At 66.5% G+C, this 12,803-nt stretch carries 8 protein-coding genes; all 8 read left to right on the plus strand.

Annotated elements, in window-relative coordinates; translation table 11 throughout:
- The first annotated feature begins 16 nt into the window (after nucleotides 1–16).
- Entirely contained in the window at nucleotides 17–1,852 is a 1,836-nt protein-coding gene (locus AC56KW_RS17525) for a DEAD/DEAH box helicase (RefSeq protein WP_497171958.1), read from the plus strand.
- A gap of 450 nt (nucleotides 1,853–2,302) precedes the next feature.
- The gene (locus AC56KW_RS17530) at nucleotides 2,303–3,637 is read left to right on the plus strand and encodes an MFS transporter (RefSeq protein WP_497171959.1); all 1,335 of its coding nucleotides are present in this window, start codon (nucleotides 2,303–2,305) and stop codon (nucleotides 3,635–3,637) included.
- 141 nt (nucleotides 3,638–3,778) lie between these two features.
- The gene (locus AC56KW_RS17535; protein ID WP_497171960.1) at nucleotides 3,779–5,410 is read left to right on the plus strand and encodes an alpha-D-glucose phosphate-specific phosphoglucomutase; all 1,632 of its coding nucleotides are present in this window, start codon (nucleotides 3,779–3,781) and stop codon (nucleotides 5,408–5,410) included.
- 35 nt (nucleotides 5,411–5,445) lie between these two features.
- Entirely contained in the window at nucleotides 5,446–7,119 is a 1,674-nt protein-coding gene (locus tag AC56KW_RS17540; protein WP_497171961.1) for an alpha-amylase family glycosyl hydrolase, read from the plus strand.
- A gap of 264 nt (nucleotides 7,120–7,383) precedes the next feature.
- Nucleotides 7,384–9,246 carry a sensor domain-containing phosphodiesterase gene (locus AC56KW_RS17545; protein ID WP_497171962.1) on the plus strand — a complete coding sequence of 621 codons (1,863 nt, stop codon included), beginning with the start codon at nucleotides 7,384–7,386 and terminating at the stop codon, nucleotides 9,244–9,246.
- Between the two features lie 69 nt (nucleotides 9,247–9,315).
- Complete coding sequence (locus AC56KW_RS17550; protein ID WP_497171963.1) at nucleotides 9,316–10,368, plus strand: alpha/beta fold hydrolase; 1,053 nt, start codon at nucleotides 9,316–9,318, stop codon at nucleotides 10,366–10,368.
- A gap of 67 nt (nucleotides 10,369–10,435) precedes the next feature.
- The gene (locus tag AC56KW_RS17555; RefSeq protein WP_497171964.1) at nucleotides 10,436–12,301 is read left to right on the plus strand and encodes a glucokinase; all 1,866 of its coding nucleotides are present in this window, start codon (nucleotides 10,436–10,438) and stop codon (nucleotides 12,299–12,301) included.
- 6 nt (nucleotides 12,302–12,307) lie between these two features.
- Nucleotides 12,308–12,688: a VOC family protein gene (locus tag AC56KW_RS17560; RefSeq protein ID WP_497171965.1), complete on the plus strand. Its 381-nt coding sequence runs from the start codon at nucleotides 12,308–12,310 to the stop codon at nucleotides 12,686–12,688.
- The last annotated feature ends 115 nt before the right edge of the window (nucleotides 12,689–12,803 follow it).

Consider the following 12,803-nt stretch of genomic DNA (forward strand, 5'->3'; position numbering starts at 1 on the left):
TAAGAGCAATTCCTCCATGTCTGACACCCCTATCCCATCGTTTTCCGACCTTAATCTTTCGGCGCCCATCCTGAAATCGCTGAAAGACGTCGGCTACGAAACCCCGTCGCCGATCCAGGCCGCCACCATTCCCTTGCTGCTGGAAGGTCGCGACGTGTTGGGGCAGGCCCAGACCGGGACCGGCAAGACCGCCGCCTTCGCGCTGCCGATCCTGTCGCGCATCGACGTCAAGAAAACCGCGCCACAGGCGCTGGTGCTGGCGCCGACGCGCGAACTGGCGATCCAGGTCGCCGAAGCCTTCCAGAGCTACGCCGCCCACATCAAGGGTTTCCACGTGCTGCCGATCTACGGCGGCCAGAGCTATGGCCCGCAACTGTCGAGCCTGCGCCGCGGCGTGCACGTGGTGGTCGGCACCCCGGGCCGCGTCATCGACCACATCGAAAAAGGTTCGCTCGACCTGTCGCAATTGACCACCCTGGTGCTGGACGAAGCCGACGAAATGCTGCGCATGGGCTTCATCGACGACGTCGAGCAGATCCTGCAGCAGACGCCGGAAGGCCGCCAGACCACTTTGTTCTCGGCGACCATGCCGCCGGCGATCAAGCGCATCGCAAAGACCTACCTGCGCGACCCGGCTGAAGTGACCGTGGCCGCCAAGACCGGCACCGCCGACAACATCAAGCAGCGCTACTGGCTGGTGGCCGGCATGCACAAGCTCGACGCGCTGACCCGCATCCTCGAGGCCGAGCCGTTCGACGGCATGATCATCTTCGCGCGCACCAAGCTGGGTACCGAGGAGCTGGCGACCAAGCTGCAGGCGCGTGGTTTCGCGGCCACCGCCATCAATGGCGACATGGCCCAGCAACAGCGCGAGCGCACCATCGAGCAGCTCAAGAACGGCAAGATCGACATCCTGGTGGCGACCGATGTTGCCGCGCGCGGTCTCGACGTCGAGCGCATCAGCCACGTGATCAACTACGACGTGCCGTCCGATCCCGAGAGCTACACCCACCGCATCGGCCGTACCGGCCGCGCGGGCCGTAGCGGCGACGCGATCCTGTTCATCACCCCGCGCGAGCGCGGCCTGCTCAAGGCGATCGAGCGCGCCACCCGCCAGCCGGTCGCGCCGCTCGAGCTGCCGACCGTGAAGGCGGTCAATGAGGTGCGCATCACGCGCTTCAAGGACCAGATCCGCGCGGCCCTGGCCGAAGGCGGCCTGGAAGTGTTCCGTTCGCTGATCGAGGACGTCGAGCGCGAAGACAATGTGCCGGCGATCGATATCGCGGCGGCGCTGGCCAAACTGGCGCGCGGCGACGAGCCGCTGCTGCTGCAAAAACCCGACCGCGACGCCCGTCCCGAGTTCGTGCCGTCGCAGCGCGAGTTCGGTGGCGGCGTCCAGGAACGCGCACCGCGCGCGCCGCGCGGCGACTGGGAGGAGCGTCCGGCGCGTCCCGCGCGCGAACCGGGCTTCAAGAAAGAGCGCGTGATGCGCGACCCCGAGCCGGGCATGGCCACTTTCCGCATCGAAGTCGGTTTCGCCCACGGCGCCAAGCCGGGCAATATCGTCGGCGCGATCGCCAACGAAGCCAATATCCCGTCGAAGCACATCGGCCGCATCGAGATCTATGACGACTACTCGACCCTCGACCTGCCGGACGATATGCCGAAGGACCTGGTCGAGCACCTGAAGACGATCTGGGTCGCGGGCCGCCAGCTGGCCATCACGCGCGACGGCGAAACGCCGGCCACGCCGCCGGCCAAGAAGCCATATGCCGCGAAGGGCGCCGAACGTCGCCTGACCGAAAAGCCCGCGGGCAAGAAGCCGCACCGCAAGGGTCCAGGCCAGGGCTGATCGTTCGGCCGCGCCCCCCCGCACGTCGTTGCTGCCACTGGCGGCAACGACTTTCCCGCGCAGGCGGCAAACCCAAGTCCCATGCGCCGCACTGGCCACACACCCGGTCGGCCTGCACGCAGATCCGGGTTCCGGCCTGCGCGAGCACGACAGTCTGCAGGGCCTGGGTGGGCTGGGGCCGAATCGGTCCTGTTGTTTGACTACAAAAATCTGTCTTTACCCTGGGTTGTCGCGGTGTCCTCACTATGAGAACACCGCGATTGACACCTAGAAACCTCCATGTTATTTTGCTACAGATACGCTAGCCGGACTGTAGTCGTCTGTTTTTTCGTCCCTTCCGGCCCCGCGCTGCATCCTGCACAAGGCATCGGCGGTGCGCTCACGATCGAGCGGCCGTGCAATCACACACGAGAAAAGCCCGCCGACGTCGGGCCAGATTGGGGACACACAATGGATATGCAATCGACCGTGCTCAAGCCACGCCTGTCGTTCTGGCAGCTGTGGAACATGAGCTTCGGCTTCTTCGGCATCCAGTTCGGCTTCGCGCTGCAGAACGCCAATACCAGCCGCATCTTCGCCACCCTCGGCGCCGATCCCGACAACCTGGCCCTGTACTGGCTGGCCGCGCCGGTCACCGGCCTCCTGGTCCAGCCCATCATCGGCTACCTGAGCGACAATACCTGGCACCCGAAATGGGGCCGTCGCCGTCCGTTCTTCTTCGTCGGCGCCGTGCTGGCGGCGATCGCGCTGTTCCTGATGCCGAACTCCACCGCGCTGTGGATGGCGGTTGCCGTGCTGTGGATGATGGACGCGGCGATCAACGTGTCGATGGAGCCGTTCCGCGCCTTCGTGGGCGACAAGCTCGACCCGGCCCAGCAGACCGCGGGCTATGCGATGCAGACCTTCTTCATCGGCTGCGGCGCCGTCATCGCGTCCCTGCTGCCGACCTTCTTCGAAAGCATGGGCGTGTCGAACGCCGCCGTCGGCGGCGTGATCCCGGACACCGTGCGCTACTCGTTCTACGCCGGCGGCCTGGTGTTCTTCCTGGCCGTGAGCTGGACCGTGCTGTTCGCCGACGAACTGCCGCCGCCCGACATGGACGCCTTCCACCAGGAGCGCAAGGCTTCGCGCGGCCTGGGCACGATGTTCGTCGAGATCCTGGGCGGCTTCGGCAAGATGCCGCGCACCATGGTGCAGCTGGCCTTCGTGCAGTTCTTCACCTGGATCGCGCTGTTCGCGATGTGGATCTATACCGGCACCGCGATCGCCGACAACGTCTACGGCACCACCGACGCCCAGTCGAGCGCCTACCAGGACGCCGGCAACTGGGTCGGCATCATGTTCGCGGTGTACAGCGGCGTGTCGGCGCTGGCCGCCTTCATCCTGCCGGTGTTCGCCCGCGCGACTTCGCGCAAGACCGTGCACGCCACCTGCCTGACCATCGGCGGGCTGTCGCTGGCCAGCATGTTCATGATCACCGACAAACAGATGCTGGTGCTGCCGATGATCGGCATCGGCATCGCCTGGGCCTCGATCCTGACCATGCCGTACGCGATCCTGGCCGGCTCGCTGCCGGCCAAGCGCATGGGTTACTTCATGGGCCTGTTCAACTTCTTCGTGGTGATCCCGCAGATCGTCAGCGGCCTGCTGCTGGGCAGCGTGACCAAGCACCTGTTCGACGGCCACGCGGTCCTGACCCTGGTGCTGGGCGGCGGCTGCATGCTGGTCGCGGCGTTGCTGACCCTGTTCGTCACCGACAAGGCGGCGCCGGTCTCGAAGGCCTGACCCGACGCCGACGCCGACGCCATTACTGCGCCGTCATTTTTGCGGCTGTCGTATCGTAATGTTTTACTAACATATTTGCCCCGGCCAGTCCTGGCCCGGGACGGATGCGTGAGCACAAACTTACCCAGACAGGAGCACAGCATGACCATCCAGACCGTCGCGACCACCCCGTTCGCCGGGCAGCGTCCCGGCACTTCGGGCCTGCGCAAGAAGGTGAGCGAATTCCAGCAGCCCGGCTATCTCGAGAACTTTGTCGAATCCATTTTCCTGACCCTGGGCGAAGGCAAGTGCCGTCACCTGGTGGTGGGCGGCGACGGCCGCTATTTCAACCGCGAGGCGGTCCAGACCATCCTGCGCATGGCCGCGGCGCATGGGGTCGAGAAGGTGCTTGTTGGCCGCGGCGGCATTTTGTCGACGCCGGCCGTGAGCTGCGTGATCCGCAAGCACGCCTGTTACGGCGGCATCGTGCTGTCGGCCAGCCATAACCCGGGCGGTCCCGAAGGCGACTTCGGCATCAAGTACAACATCGAGAACGGCGGCCCGGCGCCCGAGAAGATCACCGACGCCATCTACGGGCACACCACCACGTTGACGCAATACCGCATCAGCGACGCACCCGCGGTCGACCTGGACCGGCTGGGCAGCATCCGCATCGAGAACACGACGATCGAGGTGATCGACCCGGTGGCCGACTACGCCGAGCTGATGGCGCGCCTGTTCGACTTCGATGCGATCCGCGCGCTGTTCGCGAGCGGCTTCCGGATGCGCTTCGACGCCATGCACGCCGTGTCGGGACCGTATGCCAAGGCGGTGCTGGAAGACATCCTCGGCGCACCCGCCGGCACCGTGGTCAACGCGCAGCCGCTCGAAGACTTCGGCGGCGGGCATCCGGACCCGAACCCGGTCAACGCGGCCGAGCTGATCGCGGCGATGTCGGCGCCCGATGCTCCCGACTTTGGCGCCGCCTCGGACGGCGACGGCGACCGCAACATGATCGTCGGCCGCGGGATCGCCGTCACGCCGTCGGACAGCCTGGCCATCCTGGCCGCCAATGCCACCGTGGCGCCCGGCTACGCGGGCTGCATTGCCGGCATCGCGCGTTCGATGCCGACCTCGCAAGCGGCCGACCGCGTGGCCGAGGCGCTCGGCATCTCGTGCTTCGAGACGCCCACCGGCTGGAAGTACTTCGGCAACCTGATGGACGCCAACCTCGCCACCATGTGCGGCGAGGAGAGCTACGGCACCGGCTCCTTCCATATCCGCGAGAAGGATGGCCTGTGGGCGGTACTGTTCTGGCTCAACCTGCTGGCCGCGCGCAAGCAGTCGGTCGAACAGGTCGTGCGCGCGCACTGGGCGCGCTTCGGCCGCAACTATTATTCACGCCATGACTACGAGGCGGTCGACGCGACACAGGCCGCGGACATGATGGACGCGCTGCGCGCACGGCTGCCCGAGCTGGCCGGCCAGACCCTCGACGGCCACCATGTGGCGCAGGCCGACGACTTCGAATACAGCGACCCGGTCGATGGCTCGATTGCGACGAAGCAGGGCGTGCGCATCATCATGAGCGACGGTTCGCGCATCGTACTGCGCCTGTCCGGCACCGGCACCGAAGGCGCCACCATCCGTCTCTACCTCGAACGCTATGAAGCCGATCCGTCGAAGCACGACCTCGACACCCAGCAGGCCTTGCAGGGCTTGATCGCCGTGGCCGAATCCGTGTCCGGCCTGCGCCAGCGCACCGGCCGCAGCGAACCCACCGTCGTCACCTGACCACCACACTCATTGACCCACCTACAGGAAACCGCATGAAACTACCCGTCCTCGCCGCCTCCATGCTGCTCGCCTTTGGCGCCATGTCGTCTGCGAACGCCCAGACCACGGCGCCAGCCGGCAAGCCCTTCGTCTGGGAGAACGCGACCGTCTATTTCCTGCTGACGGACCGCTTCAACAACGGCAATCCGGCCAACGACAAGGCATATGGCCGCAAGGACGATGCCGCGACGATGCGTGGCTTCATGGGCGGCGACATTGCCGGCATCACGGCGAAGATCAAGGAAGGGTATTTCAGCGACCTGGGCGTGAATGCGATCTGGTTCACGCCGGTGGTGGAGCAGATCCACGGCTCGACCGACGAAGGCACCGGCAAGAGCTACGGTTTCCACGGCTACTGGGCCAAGGATTTCACCGCGCTCGATGCCGCCTTCGGCACCGAGGCCGAGCTCAAAGAACTGGTCGACACGGCCCACGCGAACGGCATCCGCATCGTGTTCGACGTGGTGATGAACCACACCGGCCCGGTGACGCAGCAGGACCCGGTGTGGCCGGCATCGTGGGTGCGCACCGGCCCGCAGTGCACCTACAAGGACGCGCGCACCACGGCCGACTGCACGCTGGTGGCGAACCTGCCGGACTTCCTGACCAATAGCGACGCCAACGTCGCGCTGCCGCCGCACCTGGTGGCGAAGTGGAAGAAGGAAGGCCGCTACGAGCACGAAGTGAAGGAACTGGACGACTTCTTCAAGCGCACCGGCTACCCGCGCGCGCCGCGCTACTACCTGATGAAATGGCATGCGGACTGGGTGCGCAAGTACGGCATCGACGGCTTCCGCGCCGACACCGTCAAGCACACCGAGCCTGGCCTGTGGAAGGAACTCAAGAAAGAGGCCAGCATCGCTTTCGACGACTGGAAGCGCGCCAATCCCGGCAAGCGCCTGGGCGACGACAAATTCTGGATGGTGTCCGAGGTCTACAACTACGAGATCAAGCATGCGCGCAAGTTCGACCTGGGCGGCGGCGAGGTCGTCGATTACCTGGGCCAGGGCTTCGACAGCATGATCAGCTTCAGCCTGCGCAGCGACGCCAAGCAGCCTTACGAGAAAATCTTCTCTGATTACTCGGCCATCCTGCAGGGCGGGATGAAGGGCTATTCGGTCCTGAACTACATCAGCTCCCACGACGACAGCAGCCCGTTCGATCCGCTGCGCGAGCGTCCGTTCGAATCGGCCAACAAGCTGCTGCTGGCGCCGGGCGCGGCCCAGATCTATTATGGCGACGAGACCGCGCGCATCCTGCGCGTCGAAGGCGCCGAGGGCGACGCCACGCTGCGCTCGTTCATGAACTGGGACGAATTGACATCGAACGCGGCACGCGGCGCGCACCGCGTGGCCGACATCCGCGCGCACTGGGCGCGCCTGGGACGGTTCCGCGCCGCCCATCCGGCCGTCGGCGCGGGCGTGCACCAGATGATCGGTTCCAGCCCCTATACCTTCAAACGCACCTGGGAAAAGAACGGCGTGAGCGATCGCGTGGTGGTGGCGCTCGACCTGCCAGGCGCTCGGCCGACGGCGATCCAGGTGGGCGGCGTATTCAATGACGGCGCCACCGTGCGCGACTGGTACACCGGCAAGACGGCCGTGGTCAAGGGCGGCAAGGTACAGTTCGATACCGCCGCCCCGGTGGCGCTGATCGCCCAGGACTGATCGCCCGAGACCGGTCGTCCACGACTGATCGCCCATTCTCCGCGCGCGGCCGAATATCATCGGCCGTGCGCGACCCTGGTCCGTGCGCCATGCCTGGCGCATGGATTCCTGCCGCGCGGAATTCCCATCCGCGCATCCGCTGCGTTCGTCCGAAGGCTGTTAAGCTGGTAACAACATTCATGTCTTGCGCGACCGCCGCCGGCAGAGCGTGCGGCCGCAGCGCGTCACTGCGAACGACGCGAGAGGGGAGGGAATATGGGCAGCATGGTCAGAGCACGAACCATCTATCGCCAGGTGCGGGGCAGGGCGCGCCAGCTGATGCACGGCGGCCCTGCGCATCCGGGCCTGGCGGCACTTTACGAAACGGCGAGCCCGGATGTGCTCACCGATTCGCCCGATCCAAAGCTCGACTACATCACGCGCCTGGCGGTGCAGGCCGCCGGGGCCGACATCGGCGGCATCAGCCTGATGTTCAAGTCGCAGATCTGGCTGCCGTCGCATATCGGCATCCAGCAAAGTTTTTTCCCGCGCATCGGATCGTTCTGCGATACGGCCGTGGGCACCGGCGCCGACTGGTTCGAAGTGGCCGACGCCAGCCAGGATCCGCGCTTCGCCGCCAACCCGCTGGTGACCGAGGCGCCGCATTGCCGCCACTACGCCGCCATCCCCCTCCGGGCCGACAGCGAGCACCTGCTCGGCAACCTGTGGGTGATGAGCGCCAGCGCCCGCACGCTCGACGTCGCCCAGGCCGCGCAACTGCGGCTGCTGGCGCGCATCGCGGCCGACCTGCTCGAGCTGCGCTATTGCGACCCGGTCACCGGCATGTTCAACCGCGCGGTATTCCTGCACCACCTGGAAAGATTGCTGATCGAGAAGCATGACGTGGTGGTGACCGTCGGCATGATCGACCTGATCGGCTTTCGCCAGGTGAACGACCTGTTCCGGCGCGAGACGGGCGACCGCATCCTGTGCCTGATGGGCAAGCGCATCGAGGATTGGGCCGATGGCGCGCTGGTCGGTCATCTCGGCGCCGACCAGTTCGCGTTCGCGCTGTTGTCTCCTCCCGCGCAGCACCAGGCCCGCCTGGAGCGCCTGTGCGCCGCCATCGACCAGCCGTTCGAGGTCGAGCCGGGCAGCATGCACACCCTGCACGCGCGCATCGGCATCCGGCGCCAGAACTTGCCATGCGAGGAGAGCGCCGACGGCCTGCTCGATGCCGCCGACATCGCGCTCTCGTCGATCCGCCAGCAACAGGACGCCAGCGCCGTGCACGAGTACGATGCGGCGCTGATGGCCCGCGCGCGGCTGCGCTACGAGCTGCGCGAGGCGATCCGCGGCATCCACCGCTTCGGCCGGCTCGAAGTGCATTACCAGCCGCAGGTCGATGTCGCGCATGGGCGCCTGATCGGCCTGGAGGCGCTGGTGCGCTGGCGCCATCCGGTGTACGGGCTGGTCGGGCCCGCGATGTTCGTGCCGCAGGCCGAGAGCTCCGGCCGCATCTTCGAACTCGACATGCATGTGCTCGAACTGGTCTGCCGCGACCTGATGGCCTGGCGCAAGCGCCGCCTGGCGGCGCCGCCGGTGGCGCTCAACTTCTCGCGCGCTTCGCTGATGCATACCCAGATATTCGCGCGCCTGGCCGACATTCTCGCGACCAGCGGCGTGCCGGGCGAACTGCTCGAGTTCGAGGTCACCGAAAGCCAGTTGCTCGATTCGCCGACCTTGCTGCACCAGCGCATCTCGGCGCTGCGCGCGCTCGGGGTGAGGGTGGCGGTCGACGACTTCGGCACCGGCTACTCGAACCTCGACGCGCTCACCAGCTTTCCCTTCGACCGCCTCAAGGCAGACCGCCGCTTCGTGCATGGCGTGGCCAGCGACGCCCGCACCGCCGGCGTGTTTACCCTGATCCAGGGCATCGCCGCCGTGTTCGACGCCGAGCTGCTGTGCGAGGGCCTGGAAGACGAAGCCGACCTGTCGTGGCTGGCCGAGCGCGGCGTGCATTGCGTGCAGGGCTGGTACTTCAGCCGCGCGCAGCCGGCGCAGGCGATCGAGCGTGTGCTGCAGCGTTTCCAAGAGGCGCAGGCGGCGCCCCTGTCGGTATCCGAGATGCGCGCACTGCTGGCGTGAAAATCGCGGTACCGAAACGCCGGTGAACTGCGATAGACTGGACCTTCCGTCAACTCTGCATAGATTGCCATGCCAGTCTTTACACGCATTGCCCGCCTGGACCCGGGCATGGGTTTCCTCCGTGCTGTCGCGGGAATGAGTTTCGCCCTCGCGCTGCTGCCGGTGCACGCGTTTGCGCAGTCCACCGCGGAACCGGTGTACGGTCCCGAGCTCGAGGAATTCGGCTACCCCGAACCGACGCAGCAATACCGTTTCACCTCGCAGGGCGTCGATCTCCAGATGACCTATATGGACGTCAAGCCGGCCAAGCCGAACGGCCGCACCGTGGTGCTCATGCACGGCAAGAACTTCTGCGGCGCGACCTGGGACGGCACCATCAAGGCCCTGACCCAGGCCGGCTACCGCGTCGTGGTGCCCGACCAGATCGGCTTTTGCAAGTCGACCAAGCCGCGCCACTACCAGTACACCTTCCAGCAACTGGCCGACAATACCCACCAGCTGCTGCAATCGATCGGCGTCAAGAACGCGATCGTGCTGGGCCACTCGACCGGCGGCATGCTGGCCACGCGCTATGCGCTGATGTATCCGGGTTCGACCGACCAGCTGGTGATGGTGAATCCGATCGGCCTCGAAGACTGGAAGACACTGGGCGTGCCGTCGCTGGGTGTCGACAAGTGGTACGAGCGCGAGCTCAAGACCTCGGCCGACAAGGTGCGCGAATACGAGCGCACCACCTACTACAACGGTCAATGGAAGCCTGAGTACGAGGTATGGGTGCAGATGCTGGTCGGTATGTACCGCGGCAAGGGCAAGGAAGTCGTGGCCTGGAATTCGGCGCTGATCTACGACATGATCTACACGCAGCCGGTGGTCTACGAGTTCCCCTTGATTAAAGTGCCGACTTTCCTGTTGATGGGCTTGAAGGACACGACGGCGATCGGCAAGGATGCGGCGCCGGCCGCGATCCGGCCGACGCTGGGCAACTACCCGGTGCTGGCCCGGAAGACAAAGGAGGCGATTCCCGGCGCGAAGCTGGTGACCTTCCCCGAGATGGGGCATGCGCCGCAAATGCAGGAGCCGGCAACGTTCCACAAGGCGCTGGTGGAGGGACTGGTGCGCTGATCGTGGTGGTGCCGGCGCCGCCGCCGGCACCATTCTCCGGCATTTCGTTCAATGGTATCCTTCCGCGATGACCGTTGATCCAGACACCAAGAGCAAACCCACGCGGGCCGCCTTCGCCGACGGCCCGCGCCTGCTGGCCGACATCGGCGCCACCCACGCGCGCTTCGGTCTCGAGACCGCCCCGGGCGTGCTGAGCCAGGTCACCGTGCTGCGTTGCGACGACTACGACGGCATCGTTCCGCTGCTGCACGCCTACCTGGCCGATCGCCCGAACCAGCGCATCAACCACGCCGCCTTCGCGCTGGCCAATCCGATCAGCGGCGACTTGATCCGCATGACCAACCGCGACTGGCAATTCTCGACCGACGAGGTGCGCCGCGCGCTGGGCCTGTCGACACTGCTGATCGTGAACGACTTCACCGCGCTGGCGATGGCGCTGCCCGGCTTCCAGCCGAAAGACCTGCTGCAGGTCGGCGGCGGTTCGGCCCAGACCCATGCGGTATCGGGCGTGCTCGGTCCCGGCACCGGCCTTGGCGTGTCGGGCGTGATCCCGACCATCGACGGCTTCGTGACCCTGGGCAGCGAGGGTGGCCACGTCAATTTCGCGCCGAGCGACGAGCGCGAATTCGCGATCCTGCAAACCGCCTGGCGCGAATGGAAGCACGTCTCGAACGAGCGCCTGATTTCCGGCCCCGGCATCGAACTGACCTACCGCGCGCTGGCGCAGAGGAATAATGTGGATGCGCCGCCGCGCAGCACCGCCGACATCATGGCCGCCGCGCTGGACGCGGGCGATGCGCTGTGCCTCGAGGTGCTGGAAACCTTCGCCGGCATGCTGGGCAGCGCCGCTGCCAACCTGGCGGTCACCCTGGGCGCCTTCGGCGGCATCTTCATCGGCGGCGGCATCGTGCCGCGCATGGGCGAATGGTTCGCGACTTCTCCATTTCGCGCGCGCTTCGAGGCCAAGGGCCGCTTCACCGACTACATCGCCCAGATCCCGACCTTCGTCATCATGACGCCGAACCCGGCGTTGCACGGCGTCTCGGCGATCCTGACCGAACACCTGCGCGGCCGCAGCGGCGCCAACACGCTGATGGATCGGGTGCAGCAGCTGCGCCATGAGCTCTCGCCGGCCGAGCAGCGCGTGGCCAGCCTGGTGGTCGACCATCCGCGCAAGGTGCTGTCCGAGCCGATCGCCGAGATCGCGCGCCTGGCCGACGTGAGCCAGCCGACCGTGATCCGCTTCTGCCGCTCGCTGGGCTTCCAGGGGCTGGCCGAATTCAAGCTCAAATTCGCCGGCAGCCTGACCGGCACCATCCCCGTGCGTCATAGCCAGGTGCGGGTCAGCGACAGCACCCATGACTTGTCGGCCAAGGTGATCGACAACACGGTGTCGGCGATCCTGAAGTTCCGCGATGCGCTCGACGTGCATGCGATCGACCGCGCGATCGAGCTGCTGCGGCGCGCGCGCCGGGTCGAGTTCTACGCGATGGGCAATTCGCGCGCGGTGGCGCTGGACGGCCAGCACAAGTTCTTCCGCTTTCGCATTCCGGCCGCGCTGTATGGCGACGCGCACCTGCTCAACCTGGCGGCAGGCTTGCTGGGTCCGGGCGATGTGGTGATCGCGATTTCCACCGGTGGCCAGCTGCCCGACCTGCTGGAGGCGGTCGATACCGCCCGCGCCCAGGGCGCCGACGTCATCGCCATCACCAGCAGCAAGTCGGCGCTGGCGAAGAAGGCCAGCGTGTGCCTGGCGGTCGACCATAGCGAGGACAGTACGACCTTCCTGTCGATGATCTCGCGCATCCTGCAGTTGCTACTGATCGACATCATGTCGGTCGGGATCTCGTTCGGGGCGCAGGGGGAGGGCGGCCAGCAGAGCCAGGACGACATCGAGCAGCGCCGGCTGCTGATTTCGCACCTGGACATCTGAGAAGACATGATCCATCACCTCTCGCTGGGCGTGCGCGCGCTGCAGGCCAGCGCGCGTTTTTACGACGGCATCCTCGGCGCGCTGGGATTCTGGCGCGTGTTCGAAGACGACGAGGCGATCGGCTATGGCCTGGAAGACGGCCAGGACATCCTGTGCCTGAAGCAGCGCGACGATGCCGCGCCGCCCGGCCCGGGCTTTCACCTGGCGTTCGCCGCGCCGGCGCGCTCTGCGGTGGACGCCTTCCACGCGGCCGGGCTGCGGGCGGGCGGCCTTGACAACGGCGCACCGGGACTGCGGCCCGACTACGGTCCGCATTACTACGCGGCCTTCCTGGTCGATCCGGATGGCCATCGGGTCGAGGCGGTGGTCAAGGGGCCGGCTGGCTGAACGCCGCCAGGGGTATCCTGTGTCGCGCCATGCCGACTTGGTGGCGCCGTACAAGACCATTGTCATCCCGCGCGATGCGGCAGGCGCGATCCGGCCTACCTGGAGGCGGGCGTGG

It is taken from the genome of Telluria sp. RT2P19, assembly GCF_059685725.1.

Coding starts and splice junctions, on each gene's coding strand:
- AC56KW_RS17525 (WP_497171958.1), top strand. CDS start 17: ATGTCTGACACCCCTATCCCATCGTTTTCCGACCTTAATCTTTCGGCG.
- AC56KW_RS17530 (WP_497171959.1), top strand. CDS start 2,303: ATGGATATGCAATCGACCGTGCTCAAGCCACGCCTGTCGTTCTGGCAG.
- AC56KW_RS17535 (WP_497171960.1), top strand. CDS start 3,779: ATGACCATCCAGACCGTCGCGACCACCCCGTTCGCCGGGCAGCGTCCC.
- AC56KW_RS17540 (WP_497171961.1), top strand. CDS start 5,446: ATGAAACTACCCGTCCTCGCCGCCTCCATGCTGCTCGCCTTTGGCGCC.
- AC56KW_RS17545 (WP_497171962.1), top strand. CDS start 7,384: ATGGTCAGAGCACGAACCATCTATCGCCAGGTGCGGGGCAGGGCGCGC.
- AC56KW_RS17550 (WP_497171963.1), top strand. CDS start 9,316: ATGCCAGTCTTTACACGCATTGCCCGCCTGGACCCGGGCATGGGTTTC.
- AC56KW_RS17555 (WP_497171964.1), top strand. CDS start 10,436: ATGACCGTTGATCCAGACACCAAGAGCAAACCCACGCGGGCCGCCTTC.
- AC56KW_RS17560 (WP_497171965.1), top strand. CDS start 12,308: ATGATCCATCACCTCTCGCTGGGCGTGCGCGCGCTGCAGGCCAGCGCG.